We start from the raw sequence: 17,360 nt of genomic DNA, 5'->3' as shown, positions 1-17,360 counted from the left end.
AATACATGCGGACAAACTACATCTCGGGAGACAACACATGCGAGCTTGGGAAGTTATCAAAGAAGACACAACACCAAATTCCTTCGCGGACAATCTGAAGCTCAAAGCCGATATGAAGTCCGAACAAGCTAAGAAGCTGAAGCAGTCCGCCGCCATGGCGAAAAAGCGGGAACAAATCAACACAACCCGCGCAGCCCTTTCGAAAAATCAGGGCGAACTGACCAAGCTTTCTTCGTCAACGCCATAACATAAGAAAACACAGCTTTTCTTATGTTTTGCGATAACCTCTTGATTATCAACGCAGATAATAGCGGTCGGTCCTGCTGCGATTTTGATCATATAATTTTTTACCTAGTGGGATAACTTTTCATTAGGTAAAGCGATGAAGCAAGCAAAGGTACTCAGCGAAGCGGAACTGAAGCGCGTGCTGTCCGTTGTCGCCAATCAGCGTCATGCAGCGCGTAACCGCGTTGCGCTCATGCTCAGTTTTTATGCGGGGATGCGCGTCGGCGAGATTGCCCATTTGAAACTTGGCGATGTGATTGACGGCGATGGTCGCGTGAAGGACCAAATCGTGCTGCCTGCCAGCTACACCAAAACAGCGGAGGCCAGGACGGTGTTCGTTAGTGGTAAGCTGCGCCGCGAACTGGAACGCTTCGTGTCGTGCAGCACGACAACGGATCGCGCCGCGCCGTTCCTCGTGACACAAAAGGCCACGGCGTTCTCGGCCAACACGCTCTGCCAACTATTCGGACAGATATATGCGCTGGCTGGGATTGATGGCGCGAGCAGCCACAGCGGTCGGCGGTGGTTCATCACGCAGATGGCTCACAAGGGCGTTTCGGCCAAGGTGATCATGACGCTGGCTGGTCATCGCCACTTGTCCACCACGCAGCGCTACATCGAGGTCAACGACCAGATGATGCGATCCGCCGTTGAAAATTTATAGCTGCCTTAAAGCGGGGCGAACATACAGCATGTATATTAGCCTCTCAGGCCAGCTTGATCTTTGCTAGGTCGCTTTCGGGCGTTTCGCTCTTTAAGGCCGCAACGAGTTGGCTCACCACCCCCGCTTTTGCATCCACAATCTTGCTTGAACTGCGATAAGCGTAGCGCAGGAACATTTCCATGCTGATGTTCATGAAGGCCAGGTAGCCCAAAGGAGAAAGCCTCCCAGCCTCATCGTAGTTTACAAGATCAAGGATCATTTCAAATGGCATATGGAAATTCAGGGTGGATGTGCCAAACATGGTAATCATGTTGCGAATTCGCTGCTCGATGCACGGCCCACAGTCAGGATTGTCTGCCGTGCAATAGATGCGGCAATCTTTTCCGCAGGTTGGCTGAAACCATTGGGCATGAAGCACTTTTCTTTGGACAATGCCCCTCCCACCATCCGTGTAGTAATTCCCTTTTGTTCCAACTGCGAAGCAGCCATTTGATGAATCGCAACTGACCGTAAAGTCCTCATCGCCCAGGATTTGCCGCAGTGCCTTTTGAATAAGCGTGAAGGTAGCAACCCGCTTTGCGGAAGTGACGCCGAGAACGTGAATCCAGCGATGGTTGCTATGTTTGCCCAAAAACCCATCCTGCAACATGCGCGATATAACGCGCAAAGCGGCTTGGGTATCTCGCGCGGCATAGCCCCCAAATGACCAGCCGTCAAAGGCTCTTTCCCCCCATTGGCGGCGGTCGCAATACCCCTTCACCTCGTCATACCAACGCAAAACACCGTTCTGCCCTTCAATTTCCAGCCCCTGGATTACGTTCAGCATCCGCATTTTGCTGGGATTGCGATTTTTTACCTGCCATGTGAAGTTTGCTTTTGACCAGAAAAGTGCTTCATCGACCGACTCGATGGATTTGGCCTTGCGGCTGTTGACGCAGCCACTGGGAACATCCATGGCGATTCCAATGTCGGAGATTTCCTCCTGCCATCTCAGGATTTGCTCGCGCTTTTCGTAATAGTCTTTTGGCGTCCAAACCCCTGTGAGCACCTGAAATCCGCCGCTATCGCTCATAAGCATCGTGTCGTCACGACGATCCCATATGCCAGGGGTAAGCTCCCTCGACTTTTCAACATTCAGGTCAGCGCCACCCGCGCTGTAGAGCGCTGCATCATATAGATACAGCCCGTCCTTGCTCAGAAAGTTGAAATCGGCGAACGAGAGAAAGCCATGATCTTGTAGCTTTGTGGCGACATCATTCCTGGCGGAATATTGCAGGTAACTACTATGTATCGCAGGGAGGATGGTTACATGGTCCTTGCGCCAGTGCCGATAATCTGGGCGGTTGTTGCGGCTCACGTCCCAATCAAGGGTATCCATGTCTGTCATGCAAGCAACGCCTTCATCGCTATTTGATAAGGAGGCTACGAAAGGTTCCGCGACAGAGCAAGGGATGTCAGGTGAATAGACGAACATACATGCTGTATGTTCGTCGCTGACCACCGCGTTCGGTGGTCAGACTTCCCATTATAGCATACGATAACGAGCAAAATCGGACAAGAACAAAGAGCAAACGCATTGCGTCGCAGCGAGCTGCTGAAGCGTCTATGGCAATGAAAACATTGAGAAAAGTGGAAGAAAATTAGCAGTTTCGTTAGCAGTAATTTTTCATGTGTCATAACGCATCGTTTTTACTGCTATTATTGAAAGTACCGACAAACTCTGACTCCGCCAGTCTAGGTTCGAATCCTAGTCCCCCAGCCATCTCCACACAGCAAAATCAACGCCTTCTTGTCGGTTTCGGCTTTAAGCCGGATTTTGCATCTTTAATCCGGACGGCGACAGCCATAGGGCGGACGGATTCAGGCGCTCACTCACCAACGAAATCGTTGTAGGGCAGTCAGTTAGCTGCGTCATCCGGGGTAATTCGCCGGAGAGGACGCCTGCTGTCGCCATTGTCGGCTTGACGCTGAAGATTTCGGATTCGTCCGGCTTATAGGCTATCCGCCAGAAGGTGGCGGAAAACCTTACTGAAGCGGGGCAATCATTGGCCATGCCGCTCAGTAATGAGATGTAATTTCCGATACGCAGGTGTCTGAGCAAGCTCGGGGCGAGCATTCGATAGTCGCTCAAGGATGGTGCGCAGGCTCCGGGCGTCCCAGTGGGCGATATCCGCGTCCGTGGTTTGATCAAGCAAGCCCAGGACCGCTTCGGGAAAATCGGCGCAGAAATCGGGCTGGTTTTCATCCGGCTCTTCCAGATCATGCAAAAGTCCATGATGCCGCCCCAACGGGCGAAGCAATTTGCGTCGGACCAGGATTTCCACAGCATCGCCAAATTGCGGACCGCAATGCAGCGCCACTTGAACCAGTGCGGAGGCCACCTCGGGAGTGTTTTGGGCGATGGTCGCCGGCCAGGTTTTGCCGATGATCGGCCGGATTGCTGTTGTCCATAGTTCGCCTGCCTTTGCTTCGGCTCCCGACAAGCGTTGGAAGAAGTGCCAGGCCATGGCCCGCAGATCTTCCACCCTGGCATTGCGCATGACCCGAGCGACGTCATCCTTGGCGAACAGGCCGGGGGCTTCTACCAGAATGTCTGCGAACATCTGGCTCCAGGCTTCGGTGCAGTCCTGCTTCTGAAAGCGCCCTGCCATCGACAAGAAGGCCGGAACCAGTTCCTGCATCAAGGGAACATCCCAGTGGCGTCCCCAGAAATACCCTTCCCATAGGCCAAGGGCCTCGGCGTGCGCGGCCATCATGCGGGGGAGCAAAATCTGTCGGGTCGCTTCCGCGAACATGCGGTGCAGCCACAACAGGCGCGAGGTGGCAATGATGCGCCCGTGAAGGTGAGCTTCCTCTTCTCCCTCGATCGTCATACCCCAACAGGGTTGTACGGCTTGGCCCGTTTCCTCGGGCAACGCCAGAATCAGGTCAGTGATTGTCTCCGCGAGGATGCCGCCAGGGGCATTGATGGCCTTGGTGACGGCTTCCATCTCCGATGGAGCTTCGACGTGCCGAAGCGCGGCGCGCCAAAGCCGTTCCCACAAGCGAAGAAAAGAAGTGCGGAATGCCTCTTCGCCAACGGCTCGGTCTCCCCAACTGCGGATCAGATTTGCCAGAGCCCACAACAAGGTGTCGGCGATATGGGCTTCGTGGTCTTGGACGAATTGGGCGATTGGGTCCAGATAGCGGTCGGCCCCTTCTGTTTTGGCCAAATCAGCGAGACCGCCCCATCCATCCCAGTCTGGCGGACATTGGTTCACCAACAGCGGCAGGCAGCTGAGCACCTGATCGGGGCCTTCCAGGGCCAACTCGGCCAATTGCCGCGAAGCGGTGAAACGTCCGGACTGGTTCAGCAATGCCTCGACAGTTTCTTCCGGGGGTAGGCCCAGCAAGGCTGCCGCGCTTTCATCTTCCCGGCTGATCCGCATCAGACGGACGGGCTGCGCATCCGCCATGTCTTCCGGTTTTGCATCCGCCGGAAGTGGAGCATCCAGCCCCGCCTGGCGCAATTTCCCAAGCCGGCGGTTGATCTGGCCTTGCCGCATCGCGGCGATATCATCGGCGTCGAGGTTCCGGTATTCCCGCTGAGGTGGTCCCGCGACAATCGCCGCAATCAGTTCATCGCGTGTATTGGACGAAAAATGCGGGACACGCTCTGTCAGGAAACGAGCCAATTCCGGTTCGCAATCATAGGCCCAAAGGGCCTCTTGATTGTTACCCAACAGAAAGTCCAATCCCTCTCGATCCGGGAGTTCCGGCGCATAAGCCAGGGCATGAAGGGCAAGGCGGCGAAACAGGAACAACCGGTTGACCTGCCACAGGTTCATCCAGCGTCGCGCCAATGCCACGGCGACATCCGGCTGGTCGGCACGGGCCAGCATGAAGATGCGCACGCATAGCCACACCAGCGGGGTGTATCCCTGAACACCGCGTCCCTCCGGGTCGATCAGGGAAAAGCGATCCGACAGGCCGCCGATATAGCTGCCGCCGCGCTGGAGCAATTCCATGCCCTCGGCCAGACGGGAGGTGAGTTGGTCCGCGACACCCAGCATTTCAGCCTGGAAGGCCGGCTTATCCAGGGCGTCCAAGGCCGTCTGCACGAAATCGTCGTCGGCCAATTGCAGCTCAAAGCGAGCGAGGTCGCTCAACTGCTCGGGTGGGGCCGAGGCATCCCGTCCCCATTGAAATGGCTTGTGGATGGAAAGGTAAGGGCGTGCCGCCTCCAGCAGCGCCATTGACCATCCTGGTGGCGGCAGGTCTTCACGCCGGGCCAAGGGTCTGAAATACCATCGGGACACTTGCGGGCTCGTGGCGTGATCCAGAATCAAGCGCCAGAAAGGCTTCCAAGTCCCATCATCTGGCAATTCAGAAAATTTCTGTTCGAGGAAGTATTGCCAGTCCGGGTGAACGCGCCCGTTGCGGGCAATGACCCAATCCACCAGGGCTCGGCTCCGCATGTGTCGGCTGAGCCATCGGCCAAGTTCCCAAGTGGCCGGGGCCAGCGGCAGCATGGAGCTCCTTCCGCCAGCCAGGGGCGCAAGATGCGGTCCTTTGTCAGTGGGGCTGGGCCAATCGAACAGTCCAAAATCCTGCCCACTGGCGGGGTGGTGCAATTTGACCTGGGACAAGGGCTCCAGCCAGGAAACATCGGGCGCACGCTCGGCCTGGGCGAAAGCACGGGCTACGCTGCCGTCACCTTTTGACAAGGCCCAAGCCAGATTGCGGGCTTCCTGAGTGACGATCTTGGTGGGGCTGGGCTTGGCCCCCAGCGTCAACGCTTCGTCAATCCGCGATCCCAGGCCGCTGGCATGGTGACGCGCCCATTCGAGCAAGCTGTCATTCAGCAATCGATATGGGTTCTTTCCCCCCAGTTTCCGAAACAGAATCGGTTCGACGTGCTTTGCCTGCCAAGCATCGGTCTGCCTTTTCTCGTCCACGTCGCTGCCACTGAATTCAGCCAAGGCGTAGGCTTTGCGAAACTGGCGATTCGGCCCCATATCGGCGGCCAGAGCATCGACCAGATACCCGACGATGGGATCGTTCAGGCTGTAGCCGACGAACAGTACGGTGAATTCCCGGAACAGCTCGACCACATACCGGGCAGCCCAGGCGTCACGCAGATAGGCTTTTCCGAAATCGCCACTGGTCAGAACCAAATCCCGCCCATCGGGGTCGTGCGCCCGGTCAATCCTGCCGTGCAGATAAGTGGGACCGGACCAGTGGTCCAAACGTGGAATGCCCAGACGCGGCCCTGCCTGCCACCTCAGATTCACATCCGCCCGATCAAAGCGGTCATCGAAATTGCTGGTCACGATCTGCGTTTGCCCCGCGCTGGTTCGGGCAATGGTCAGCAACGCCCGGTGAAGGGGCGCATCCTCGGTACCTGGCTTCGGGGGCTGTTCCAGGATGCCCATGACCTCGGTGCGCATGGCTGGGGCCGCTTGTTCCAGCATTTGCAGGGCACGGTCGTATTTCCCGTCCATGAACGCCCGGTGCAGCGGGTGATGCTTTTCCTTCCGGTCGAAGGCAACGCCGCATCCCTCCATCGCCAATTCCACGAGTCGGCTGAAGGTCGGCAATCCGGTGTAATAAGAAATGCCAGCCCCGCAAAACAGTACTAGACGACCTTCCTCATGAGCCTGTAGCAGCTCTTCAGGGAAGATGGGGCCGTTGGGGACAAAGGTTTTCATGTTTCAGTCATCGACAAGATTATTATTTGTCCAATGCGTACGCCTTGAGGGAGGTGTCAGCCATCATCCTCGCCTAGCTACGCCAGTTTATCAAGCTCACCCCCAAGCCATGGAATTACGGTGCCGCTGCACTTAATTCAGATGTCTGCATACCTTCCACCACCTCCCGAAACCCGCCATTCCGCTTCCGGCCCCATTGCCGAAATTCAAGCCGATACATTGCCGGGAGCCATGTTCGATCCCAGGCTTCCCCTGATCGTGCTATAATTCGCGGCCTTCCATTTCGGATGGAGGTTGGGCCGATGCGCGACGATGACCGCTGGCCAGGGCACCCCAGGCTGCTGCCCGATGAGTCGATATCTTCATGGTTCACCCGAACCGCCGCCGCCAACGGCCTGCGGCCGGGCGAGCTTTACCGCATCGTCCAGCCCGGCGGGGATCGCAATCCCCGAGACTTCGACCGTCATGCCGACTACTGCCTGCTGGACCTACTGGCGAACAAGACGGGACTCCCGGTCGAAGACCTGAAGCTCGCCACCTTCCGCCGCTGGTCCGGACGCTTGTTCGAGCACGACGACGGCCTCAACAAACTGGCATGGTTGCCACCGGCCGGGCGCGAAGGCGGGCGGCGCTGCTTCGGTCAGCAGATCTGCCCCTGGTGCCTGCGGGCCGATGCGCAGCCGTACTTGCGCCTCAACTGGCGGCTTTCGTTCTTCACGGCCTGCCCGATCCATGGGCGCCTGCTGCTGGACCGTTGCCCGACCTGCGCCGAACCGTTCAGCATCCTGCGCCAGGACGGGTGGGGCACCATCTGCTGTCCGGGTTGTGGTGCCGATCTCCGTGATTTCACCGGGGATGAACCCGCGCTCGACACCGCCCCGGTGCAACGCGATCTGCTGGACCTGATCCGGGATGGATGGCGTAGCCTCGGCGAATACGGGCCGGTCTATTCCTTCGCGGTGTTAGAGATGCTGGCCCTGCTGCTCCGACTGTTGGCCGGTGGCAAGCACGCCCATGCCCTGAGACTCTGGCTGGCCGAGCAAGACTCAAGCCTCGCGGTTCGGCGGGAAAGCCTCCCACGGGTCCGGGATGGCGCCCTGCTGACCCCGCGTGCCCGAGGCGTTCTGGTCACCATGGCTCACTGGCTGCTGGCCGAATGGCCGCATCGCTTCGTCGAGGCCGCCAAGACGGTGGGCATGACCAGCACCGATCTGCGCAAGCGCCCGGTGGGTGAGTATCCCTTCGCTTACGCCCATGCAGTGGACTGGCGCCTCAAAGAGTCGCACAAAGGCGACGCCACGGAAGAGATTGCGGCGGCGGCCCAACTGCTCCAGGGTCATGGCCAGTCGGCCAGCCGTCGGAACCTAGTCGCCCTGTGCGGAACTAAGCTAGGCTCCATGGGCAGAGTGGCCGAGCCCGTGGCCTCAGGCCGGCTCTGGGGCAAGGGACGTTACTGGAAGCTAGATGGCGTCTCGCCCGAGGTAAAGGCCGCCGCCCGTCGGGCCGCACATCGTGCTGGCGAAGACGTGGGGCCATGGCTGGATACTCTGCTTCGCCGGATGCTTGGGCTCGGCGCCACAAAAACACCTTTTGATCGTCATGATCCCGACACAATCACACCCGACGCTAACGTTGGTTGTGAAGAGTGATGGGGGACACTCGATGCCTGTACGCAAGATCGGCCTCTGTTATCGCAGTGTCAGTGGACGGGTGCCCATGGGGCAGGGGCAGCCCGGCGTCCAGGTAGAATCCACCCTGGAACGGGATTTCGCGCTGCTCTGCCGCTTCGATCGCTCCGTGGCTACCGTCGAGGAACAGCCGGTGCGGATCGAGTACGGTGATGCCGAGGGTCGTGCTCGGTCCTATGTGCCCGACTTCCTGCTGACCTATCGCGGTGGTCGGCTGGTACCGCGTCTGGTCGAGATCAAATACTCGACCGATCCCATGCTGGTGTCCGGGCAGTTGGAAGGCCGCTTTGCCGCAGCCCGCGCCTATGCCCGCCGCCTGGGCTGGCGCTTCCAGGTGGTGACCGAACTGGAAATCCGCACGCCCCGGCTGGAGAACGCCACCTTCCTGCTGCCGTTCCGAGGCCGCCCCGTTGCCGCCGGTTTGAGGGATGGCTTGCGCGAGTCCTTGCGAAAAGGCGGCCAGAAGAATGTCGCGTCGCTCGCCGATGAGGTGGCCGCGGCACTGAACTTGAGCCGGCCGGAGGTTCTGCCCGGAATCTGGACCATGGTGGCGGAGTTCGAGGTGGCTGTGGACCTGGATCGTCCCCTGACCATGACCACCATCGTCGCATTGGCAAGGGAGAAGCGGCCATGAGCAATGGATTCAGCTTTCAGCCTGGTGCCTCTGTTCTCTGGCGCGGCAAGCGCTGCATCATCGTCGAGGCGGTGACGGCCTCCTCGGTCTTGCTCGACGTTGGGGATGGCCAAGACAAAGAGGTGGTTCCCGTCTCCAAGCTGCGTCCCATCAGGGATGCCGAAACCGTTCAGGCCGACCGCAGCCTTGACGCACTGGTTCCCGAAGATCTGGCCGAGGTCAAGCGGCGTTTCACCATCATCAAGCCGCTGGTGCGCTGCGAGCGGCGGCGGGAGGCGGACGTTCTCAGGATCGCCGAGGAAAATGGTGTATGCCGGACGACGATCTACGATTGGATCAAATTGTACGAAGGGCGGCGGCGGGTCAGCGATCTCGCGCCGAGGCGGAAGGGGCGGAAGATGCCCAAACGCCTGTCTCCCGAGGCCGAGGCGATCATCACGAGCGTCATCGACGAAAAGTACCTCTCCACGCAGAAGGCCAGTGGCGAGGAGGTTATCCTGGAGATCCATCGCCGCTGCAGAGCCGCGAAACTGGAGACCAAGCCGTGCGCCTGCACCATCCGGACTCGGCTGCGCGCCGTCGATCCCAAGCTGAAAGTGCTGAGGCGCGAGGGCAAGAAGGCCGCCCACGACAAGTTCGGCGCGGTGAAGGGCAACTTCCCCGGCGCCGACGCGCCGCTTTCCGTCGTGCAGATCGACCACACCCTGCTCGACATCATGGTACTCGACGAGGAGATGCGGCTGCCCATCGGTCGCCCGTGGCTGACCCTGGCCATCGACGTCTTCAGCCGCATGGTGGTGGGCTATCACCTTTCACTCGACAATCCTGGCGCCTTCGCCGTCGGTCTCTGCCTGTGTCACGGGATGCTGGACAAGGCCGCCGAGCTGGAGCGATTGGGCGTCAAAGGCGAGTGGCCGGTCTGGGGGAAGCCCCGCATGATCCATTCCGACAACGGCAAGGATTTCCGCAGCTACCTGATCCAGGACACGCTGGACGAGCACGATAACGGTGGGCTGTTCGAGCTTCTCGTAGCCGCCGCTTACCGAAGGGCCGGCGCCGTAGTCGACTTCATCCCTGAAAGGAAGGGCGTCGCGCGGACGCCGGACATGCACGTCCGGATGGACGGCAAAGTCTGGGCCGTGGAATGCAAGCGGATGGAGACCGGCGTGTACGGAGAGCGCGAGCGAGCGGCCATGCGTCAGCTTTGGGGGCCGCACGCGCAATGGCTTGCCGACAGGGGGATGAGCGTGTTCTGCAACGCGGTCTTCGAGGTCGAGATCGCGAGCGTACCGAGCGACTACCTCGCGGAGAAGGTTGTCCGCTGGCTCAGGGGCCGAGGTCGGCCTTTGGTGTGGAATGACACGGTCGGGAGCGGAACTATCGGCGAGTTGGACCTCGCCCCCCTCAGAGCCGAACTTGCTCACTCCGACATTCAGTCGTCCGGGTCGCGGGTCTACGAGCTCCTGAGCGGATCTTACGTCAGGACAACCAACTACGTTTCCATCATGCGGCATCAGCCGGCTTCATGGAACCCGAGGTACATGGACGACTGCGACCTTGCCGTCCTGCTGCGATGGGAGAGCCGGTCCGAAGCGGCCATCGATGCGAAGGCGCGCGACATCCTCAAGAAGCTGTCGGAGGCCAACGACCAGCTTCCCGAAGATCTTCCGGGCGTCGTCCATGTCGGGTTCGAGGCAGTGGAAGGAGACGCTGTCGAAAGGGCCCGCTACCGCAAGATCCTCGCCACCGCCCAATCGTTCGATCCGGGCGTCAAGCCGCTGGAATACGTCTATTGCCACTACTTTGTCCCCGAGAGCCCACCCGACCAGAGCTGGGCCTATGACGAGACGACCCAGTGGTGTGCCATCCGGGCAAAGGGGGGCAAGCCACTGGACGATATGTTTCTGGTGATCCCGCCCGCTTCGGGAACTCACTTCCGGCCCCACTGGGAAAGCTGAGGGCGCCATGAAGGTCGGAAGGAAGCAAAGGAGGAATGACCGATGTGCCTGCGGGAGCGGGCGCAAGTACAAGGAATGCAGCCTAATCCGCGACGCGGTCGCCAACATGCTTTTGAACCAGCTAGACCGCGAAGGTAGGCGCTGGATGGCGGAATTTCTTGGGGCTAGCGAAGAGACATTTGAAGGGGAGCTGGCTGAGGAGGCGGTGGTCAAGGGCTGACCTACTGTGGCCCTGGAGATTATGGCGCCCCAGGGGGCGGGCCTGTCAGGCCTCGTCCTCCTCCAATGCCACCATCCCCTCCGTCTCCATAAGGTCGAAGGCAAGGCGGACGGCCTCGCGGTCCTCGTCGCAGACGGCGTTTCCCTTCGCCGCCGAATAGAGTCCGAACATTCTGGCGATCAGAACTAAGTGCGTGACGAAGAGCCCTCGGGACGCTTCTCGGTCGAAGGCGGGGAAGTGGCGCGTGTAGCTCGTGTCAGCGGCGTCGCTTTCGTATTCCGTGGCCGACCGGACAATCCAATGCCGCGAGACGTGGGCGGCGTCCGTTAGGGCACCGTACATCCGGCGGAGATCCTCTTCCAAGGCCGCCACGTTGGGCGTCCTGCCGTCGCAGTATCTCCCTTCCGCGATGGCAGTCATCTGTGTAACGGTCTCCATCTCCTGCCGCACGAGGGCACAGGCCTGTAGAAGCCGGCCCTCGGCGATAGCCCGCTCGCATAGGTCCATCCCGATAACAAACGAGGCCAGCAGGGCGGTCCGCTCCATATCTCCCTCGCGGAGTTCTACCTTCAGTCCGCTCGCCCTGATCAGCGCCGAACCGAGGACACCGGTCAGCAATAGGTGAGCATCCCTGAGGCGGCCGTACCCCTCCATCGTCTGCTTGCGGACACGCTCGCCTGCATCTTGCTGGATGGCGAAGAACATGGCTGCCGACTTGAGAAGTCGCTTGGCGTGCTTCCTGAACTTTCTCTCCATGGCCTCATCCATCTCCCAAGCGGCACATCCAGATGCGTCTGAAGTTGATCAGCCGGTTCGGGTGAAAATCGCTATTGGTGGTCGCGGGTTGAGGCGAGCTCCTTATTTTGCAGGGAGGCTCTGGCCAAAATCCGTCCGAACTATGAGGTTCATTTTCGCATTTGTCCGATTTAAGGCCAATGTTCAGTTCGGCCTAAAGGCCGCAAGGAGGCCTGATCAGCCCCTCTGTGGCCGATCTATATTCGAAACCGACACTTCTGTCGGTTCCGCCTTTAAGTGGGACTCCATAGGCTTTATCTGAGACAGCCCTAGCTTTAAGCGGGACGGATTAGGGTTCTGTCCTTGGCAGAAACTTGCGTCAAATCAGATGGTTGATGCCTCACGGGCATCCTGAATAGAGCCATTCGGTGACGCGATGACGAATCATGGGTTCACTTGGATTTTCCGGATTCGTCTCGTCTATAGGCTGCTCCCTTTGATCAGGGGAAACCCAAGCCTCTGCGCAGCCCGGTGAGTCCTCTGCCTCGCACCTCTCGGCCACCGATCGCGCTATGATCCTCGGCCTCCACTTCGGTTGGAGGCTGGGCCGATGCATCTCGATGATCGCTGGCCAGGGCACCCCAGGCTGTTGCCCGATGAGTCGATATCTTCATGGTTCACGCGAACCGCAGCCGCCAACGGTCTGCGGCCGGGCGAGCTTTACCGCATCGTCCAGCCCGGCGGGGATCGCAATCCCCGCGATCTCGACCGTCATGCCGATGATTGCCTGCTGGACCTGCTGGCGGGCAAGACGGGTGTTCCGGTCGATGACCTGAAGCACGCCACCTTTCGCCGCTGGGCTGGGCGCTTGTTCGAGCACGACGATGGCCTCAACAAGCTGGTATGGCTGCCGCCGGCCGGGCGCGAGGGCGGGCGCCGCTGCTTCGGTCAGCAGGTCTGCCCCTGGTGCCTGCGGGCCGATGCGCAACCGTACTTGCGCCTCAACTGGCGGCTCTCCTTTTCCACCACATGTCCGATCCATGGGCGCCTGCTGCTGGACCGGTGTCCCTCCTGTGCCGAGCCGTTCAGCATCCTGCGCCAGGACGGGCGCGGTGCCATCTGCTGTCCGGGCTGTGGTGCCGATCTCCGCGACTTCACCGGGGATGAACCGGCTTTTGACACGATCTCGGTGCAACGCGATCTGCTGGGCCTGATCCGGGAGGGATGGCGAGATCTCGGCGATTATGGTCCGGTCTATTCCTTCGTGGTGCTCGAGATATTGGCCCAACTGCTCCGTCTGCTGGCCGGCGGCAAGCACGCCCATGCTTTGAGGCTCTGGTTGGCCGAGCAAGCCCCAAGCCTCGCGGTTCGCCCCGAAAGCCTTCCCCGTGCCCGGGATGGCGCCTTGCTGACCCCGCGCGCCCGGGGTGTGCTTGTCGCCATGGCCCACTGGTTGCTGGCCGAATGGCCGCATCGCTTTGTCGAGGCCGCCAAGGCGGCGGGCATGACCAGCACCGATCTGCGCAAGCGCTCGGTGGGTGAGTATCCCTTCGCCTACGCCCATGCGGTGGACTGGCACTTGAAGGAGCCGCACAAGGGCGATGCCACGGAAGAGATCATGGTGGCGGCCCAGATGCTCCACGACCATGGCCAATCGGCCAGTCGCCAGAATCTGGTTGCCCTGTGCGGAACCAAGTTGGGCTCCATGGGTGGAGTTGCCGATCCCGTAGCCAGCGGTTTGCCGTGGGGCAAAGGGCGGTATTGGAAGCTGGATGGCGTCTCGCCCGAGGTGAAAGCCGCCGCCCGCCTTGCCGCACATCGTGCTGGCGAAGACGTGGGGCCATGGCTGGATGCCCTACTTCGCCGGATGCTTGGGCTCTGCGCCATCAAAACACCTTTTGATCGTCATGATCCCGACACAATCACACTCGACGCTAACGTTGGTTGTGAAGGGTGATGGGGGACACTCGATGCCTGTGCGCAAAATCGGCCTTTGCTATCGTAGTGTCAGTGGACGGGTGCCCATAGGACAGGGGCGGCCCGGCGTCCAGGTGGAATCGACCTTGGAACGGGATTTCGCGCTGCTCTGCCGTTTCGATCCGTCCGTCGTCGGCATCGAGGAGCAGCCGGTGCGGATCGAATACAACGATGCCGACGGCCGTGCCCGCTCCTACGTGCCCGACTTCCTGGTGACCTATCGCGGCGGCCGGCCGGTGCCGCGTCTGGTCGAGATCAAATATTCCACCGATCCCATGCTGATCTCCGGGCAACTGGACGGCCGGTTTGCCGCCGCCCGCGCCTATGGCCGCCGCCATGGCTGGCGCTTCGAACTGGTGACCGAACGCGAGGTCCGCACGCCCCGGCTAGAGAACGCCACCTTCCTGCTGCCGTTCCGAGGCCGATCCATTGCCGCCGGTCTGCGGGAAGGGTTGCGCGCAGTCCTACAGAAAGGCGGCCCCCAAAGTGTCGTATCGCTCGCCGACGAGGTGGCCGAGGCGCTGGGCTTGAGCCGGCCGGAAGTTCTGCCCGGCATCTGGACCATGGTGGCGGAATTCAAGATAGCCGTGGACCTGGATCGCCCCCTGACCATGGGTAGTCTCGTCACGCTGGCAAAGGAGACGCGGCCATGAGCAATGGATTCAGCTTTCAGCCCGGCGCCTCCGTTCTCTGGCGCGGCAAGCGCTGCACCATCGTCGAGGCGGTGACGGCATCCTCGGTCCTGCTCGACATCGGGGATGGTCAGGACAAGGAAGTGGTGCCCGTCTCCAAGCTGCGATCGCTCAAGGATGCCGAGTCCGCCCAGGCCGACCGCAGCTTGGACGCATTGGCTCCCGAGGACTTGGCCGAGGCCAAACGGCGCTTCGCCATCATCAAGCCGTTGGTGCGTTGTGAGCGTCGAAGCGAGGAGGATGTCCAGCGAGCCGCCGAACGACATGGCGTGCCACGGGCGACGCTGTATCGCTGGATCAAACGGTACGAGGGGCGTCGGCGCATGACTGACCTTGCTCCCTCGCGCCGTGGCCGCAAGATGCCCAAGCGCCTGTCACCTGAGGTCGAGGCGATCATTGCCAGCGTCATCGATGAGAAATACCTCTCTACGCAGAAGGCCAACGGCGAGGAGGTCATCCTGGAGGTTCATCGCCGTTGCCGGGCGGCCAATTTGTCCAAGCCCTGCGCCGAGACGGTTCGTGCCAGGCTGCGGGCCATCGACCCCAAGGAAAAGGTGCTGCGGCGCGAGGGCAAGAAGGCCGCCCACGACAAGTTCGGCGCGGTAAAGGGCAATTTTCCCGGTGCCGACGCGCCGCTGGCCGTGGTGCAGATCGACCATACCCTGCTCGACATCATGGTGCTCGACGAGGAGATGCGCCTGCCCATCGGACGTCCGTGGCTGACGCTGGCCATCGACGTCTTCAGCCGCATGGTGGTGGGCTATCACCTGTCGCTCGACAATCCCGGCGCCTTTGCCGTCGGTCTCTGCCTGTGCCATGGCATGCTGGACAAGGCCGCCGAGCTGGAGCGATTGGGCATCAAGGGTGAGTGGCCGGTCTGGGGCAAGCCCCGCATGATCCATTCCGACAACGGCAAGGATTTCCGCAGCTACCTGATCCAGGACACGCTGGACGAACACGATATCCGCTACGAATTCCGGCCACCGAAGACGCCCCATTACGGCGGTCATATCGAGCGCCTGGCCGGAACCTTGGCGAGGAAGGTCCATGCCCTTCCCGGCGCCACCTTCTCCACCCCCAAGCAACGCGGCGAGTACAAGTCAGAGGCCAAGGCCCAGATGACGCTGCGGGACCTGCGCCCCTGGCTGCTCAACCTCATTGTCGGCGTCTACCACAACAAGGTCCACAGCGGGATCGGCTGTCCTCCCCTGGCCCGGTGGAACGACGGCATCATGGGCACTGACCGGTTTCGGGGTATCGGCCTGCCCGAACCCATCCCCAATCCTCGGCGGCTACGCCTGGACTTTCTGCCCTTTATCGAACGCACGGTGCAGCCCGAAGGCATCGTCTGGGGCAAGATCTGGTACCGCGATCCGCTGCTCTCCCAGTGGGTCCGGGCCGACGAAGGTCGGCGCCGGCGGAAGTTCAAGGTCCGCCGCGATCCGACCGACATCTCCAAGCTCTACTTCCTGGATCCGAGGCTCAACGACTACGTCGAGATTCCTTACCGCGACATCGGGCGGCCGTCGATCTCGCTGTGGGATTACCGGGCGGTCGAGGCTTGGCTGAAGCGCCAGGGCAAGGCCGCCGAGAACGAGCAAGCGATCTTCGACGCCTACGAGGACATGCACCGCATCACCGCCGAAGCGGCTCGCCAGACCAAGCGCGTGCGTCGTGAGCAGGCCAAGAACCGAGAACTCGGCAAGCATCGCGCCGAGCTGACCCTGGACCCGCCCCGCCCGCCACCGGAATCGCCGGCGAAGCCCAAGGCCACGCGGCGCCGCGACGGCCATCTGGCCCTGGTGGTCGATAACCAGACCTCCGAGCCGCCAAAGCCCAGGCCGGTGTCCAACGATTTCGATTTCGACGATGCAGAGATCAAGAGGGGGGTAGAAGAATGGTGACGCCCGATCTGTTCGCGCTCAATCCGGCGCCCATGCTGCCGTTGGATTTCCCCCAGGACGAGCTTGAGGGCCGCATCCGCCGCATTCGCAGTCCCCGCTATGTCGCGTACGAGGCAGGCGAGGCGATCCTCGGCCGCTTGGCCTGGCTGTACGACCACCCCAAGGTGGTCCGGCCGCCGTGCAGCCTGATCTATAGTGACACCAACAACGGCAAGACGGCCCTGGCGCAGAAGTTCGTCCGCGATCACAGCCCGGCGGAGGACAGCCCGGACTTCGGCAAGCGCCCGGTGGTCTACGCCCATGCCCCACCCTATGCTGATATCAGCGGCCTCTACGACGCGATCCTGCGCTCATTGGGTGCGCCCTATCGATCGACGGCTCGGCCCCAGGCCAAATGGGACCAACTGCTCCAGCTATTGGCCGCCGTCGGTACCCGGGTGCTGATCCTCGACGAGGTCAGCAATTTCCTAATCGGCAAGGTCGATCAGCGCTCCATGGTGCTGAACAGCCTCAAGAGTCTCAGCAACGAGCTGAAGATTCCCGTGGTGGCCATGGGCACCCAGGATGCGGTCCGGGTCTTCCAGACCGACCAGCAACTGGGTAACCGCTTCGAGCCCATCGGCATTCCGCGCTGGAGCGTCAGCCGGGAATACGCGCTGTTCGTGGCGCGCTATGCCCAGAGCCTCGAATTGCGGCAGGAGAGCGACTTCCGCTCGAAGGAACTGATCGGCCGCATCCACGCCATGTCAGAGGGCCTGACCGGGGAAACCTGCAAGCTGCTGGCCCTCGCCGCCGAGACCTCGATCCATTCCGGTCGCGAGGTCATCGACATGGGGACGCTGGATCAGGTGCCGTGGGTGATGCCGAGTGAGAGGAGACGGGCGGCGAGGTGATGCGATAGGCTGATCGGCGG

13 protein-coding genes are annotated in these 17,360 nt (G+C 61.0%); 10 read left to right on the top strand and 3 right to left on the bottom strand.

Features of this window, described 5'->3' with window-relative positions:
- Positions 1-37: 37 nt before the first annotated feature.
- The gene (locus tag AMB_RS24680; protein WP_011386123.1) at positions 38-247 is read left to right on the top strand and encodes a hypothetical protein; all 210 of its coding nucleotides are present in this window, start codon (positions 38-40) and stop codon (positions 245-247) included.
- Positions 248-382: 135 nt separating this feature from the next.
- On the top strand, positions 383-949 hold the full coding sequence (locus AMB_RS19075) for a tyrosine-type recombinase/integrase (RefSeq protein WP_043745265.1): 567 nt from the start codon (positions 383-385) through the stop codon (positions 947-949).
- Positions 950-992: 43 nt separating this feature from the next.
- Here the strand turns inward: AMB_RS19075 and AMB_RS19070 are convergent, their stop codons facing one another.
- Positions 993-2,336: a hypothetical protein gene (locus tag AMB_RS19070; protein ID WP_043745264.1), complete on the bottom strand. Its 1,344-nt coding sequence runs from the start codon at positions 2,334-2,336 to the stop codon at positions 993-995.
- Between the two features lie 655 nt (positions 2,337-2,991).
- Positions 2,992-6,639, bottom strand: coding sequence for an SIR2 family protein (locus AMB_RS19065; protein WP_043745259.1), 3,648 nt, complete (start codon positions 6,637-6,639; stop codon positions 2,992-2,994).
- 302 nt (positions 6,640-6,941) lie between these two features.
- Between AMB_RS19065 and AMB_RS23610 the strand changes: the two genes are divergently transcribed.
- The 4 genes from AMB_RS23610 to AMB_RS27025 are packed head-to-tail and all read left to right on the top strand — an operon-like array spanning position 6,942 to position 11,139.
- Complete coding sequence (locus AMB_RS23610; protein WP_011386119.1) at positions 6,942-8,288, top strand: TniQ family protein; 1,347 nt, start codon at positions 6,942-6,944, stop codon at positions 8,286-8,288.
- A 13-nt stretch (positions 8,289-8,301) separates the two neighbouring features.
- A complete protein-coding gene (locus AMB_RS19055) occupies positions 8,302-8,961 on the top strand; it encodes a heteromeric transposase endonuclease subunit TnsA (protein WP_070108672.1) in 660 nt (219 codons plus the stop codon).
- Complete coding sequence (locus tag AMB_RS23605; protein ID WP_011386117.1) at positions 8,958-10,919, top strand: helix-turn-helix domain-containing protein; 1,962 nt, start codon at positions 8,958-8,960, stop codon at positions 10,917-10,919. The genes AMB_RS19055 and AMB_RS23605 overlap by 4 nt, the downstream gene beginning before the upstream one ends.
- 7 nt (positions 10,920-10,926) lie before the next feature.
- Complete coding sequence (locus AMB_RS27025; protein WP_011386116.1) at positions 10,927-11,139, top strand: SEC-C metal-binding domain-containing protein; 213 nt, start codon at positions 10,927-10,929, stop codon at positions 11,137-11,139.
- 45 nt (positions 11,140-11,184) lie between these two features.
- Here the strand turns inward: AMB_RS27025 and AMB_RS19035 are convergent, their stop codons facing one another.
- Entirely contained in the window at positions 11,185-11,907 is a 723-nt protein-coding gene (locus tag AMB_RS19035; protein WP_011386115.1) for a hypothetical protein, read from the bottom strand.
- Positions 11,908-12,484: 577 nt separating this feature from the next.
- Between AMB_RS19035 and AMB_RS23600 the strand changes: the two genes are divergently transcribed.
- Genes AMB_RS23600 through AMB_RS19015 form a run of 4 tightly spaced genes read left to right on the top strand, consistent with a single transcriptional unit; the run spans position 12,485 to position 17,340 of the window.
- Positions 12,485-13,831, top strand: coding sequence for a TniQ family protein (locus AMB_RS23600; protein WP_083763566.1), 1,347 nt, complete (start codon positions 12,485-12,487; stop codon positions 13,829-13,831).
- A gap of 13 nt (positions 13,832-13,844) precedes the next feature.
- On the top strand, positions 13,845-14,504 hold the full coding sequence (locus AMB_RS19025) for a TnsA endonuclease N-terminal domain-containing protein (protein ID WP_231848895.1): 660 nt from the start codon (positions 13,845-13,847) through the stop codon (positions 14,502-14,504).
- Entirely contained in the window at positions 14,501-16,447 is a 1,947-nt protein-coding gene (locus tag AMB_RS19020) for a Mu transposase C-terminal domain-containing protein (RefSeq protein ID WP_011386112.1), read from the top strand. Before AMB_RS19025 ends, AMB_RS19020 begins: the two co-directional genes overlap by 4 nt.
- A complete protein-coding gene (locus tag AMB_RS19015) occupies positions 16,441-17,340 on the top strand; it encodes a TniB family NTP-binding protein (RefSeq protein WP_083763565.1) in 900 nt (299 codons plus the stop codon). Before AMB_RS19020 ends, AMB_RS19015 begins: the two co-directional genes overlap by 7 nt.
- The last annotated feature ends 20 nt before the right edge of the window (positions 17,341-17,360 follow it).

The organism is Paramagnetospirillum magneticum AMB-1, assembly GCF_000009985.1.
Classification (GTDB): Bacteria; Pseudomonadota; Alphaproteobacteria; order Rhodospirillales; family Magnetospirillaceae; genus Phaeospirillum; species Phaeospirillum magneticum.
Note: the sequence above shows the minus strand (reverse complement) of the source record. Positions and strands in the feature narration are given on the sequence as shown.

Coding starts and splice junctions, on each gene's coding strand:
- AMB_RS19020 (WP_011386112.1), top strand. CDS start 14,501: ATGAGCAATGGATTCAGCTTTCAGCCCGGCGCCTCCGTTCTCTGGCGC.
- AMB_RS23605 (WP_011386117.1), top strand. CDS start 8,958: ATGAGCAATGGATTCAGCTTTCAGCCTGGTGCCTCTGTTCTCTGGCGC.
- AMB_RS23610 (WP_011386119.1), top strand. CDS start 6,942: ATGCGCGACGATGACCGCTGGCCAGGGCACCCCAGGCTGCTGCCCGAT.
- AMB_RS24680 (WP_011386123.1), top strand. CDS start 38: ATGCGAGCTTGGGAAGTTATCAAAGAAGACACAACACCAAATTCCTTC.
- AMB_RS19075 (WP_043745265.1), top strand. CDS start 383: ATGAAGCAAGCAAAGGTACTCAGCGAAGCGGAACTGAAGCGCGTGCTG.
- AMB_RS27025 (WP_011386116.1), top strand. CDS start 10,927: ATGAAGGTCGGAAGGAAGCAAAGGAGGAATGACCGATGTGCCTGCGGG.
- AMB_RS19025 (WP_231848895.1), top strand. CDS start 13,845: ATGCCTGTGCGCAAAATCGGCCTTTGCTATCGTAGTGTCAGTGGACGG.
- AMB_RS19055 (WP_070108672.1), top strand. CDS start 8,302: ATGCCTGTACGCAAGATCGGCCTCTGTTATCGCAGTGTCAGTGGACGG.
- AMB_RS19065 (WP_043745259.1), bottom strand. CDS start 6,639: ATGAAAACCTTTGTCCCCAACGGCCCCATCTTCCCTGAAGAGCTGCTA.
- AMB_RS19070 (WP_043745264.1), bottom strand. CDS start 2,336: ATGACAGACATGGATACCCTTGATTGGGACGTGAGCCGCAACAACCGC.
- AMB_RS23600 (WP_083763566.1), top strand. CDS start 12,485: ATGCATCTCGATGATCGCTGGCCAGGGCACCCCAGGCTGTTGCCCGAT.
- AMB_RS19035 (WP_011386115.1), bottom strand. CDS start 11,907: ATGGATGAGGCCATGGAGAGAAAGTTCAGGAAGCACGCCAAGCGACTT.
- AMB_RS19015 (WP_083763565.1), top strand. CDS start 16,441: ATGGTGACGCCCGATCTGTTCGCGCTCAATCCGGCGCCCATGCTGCCG.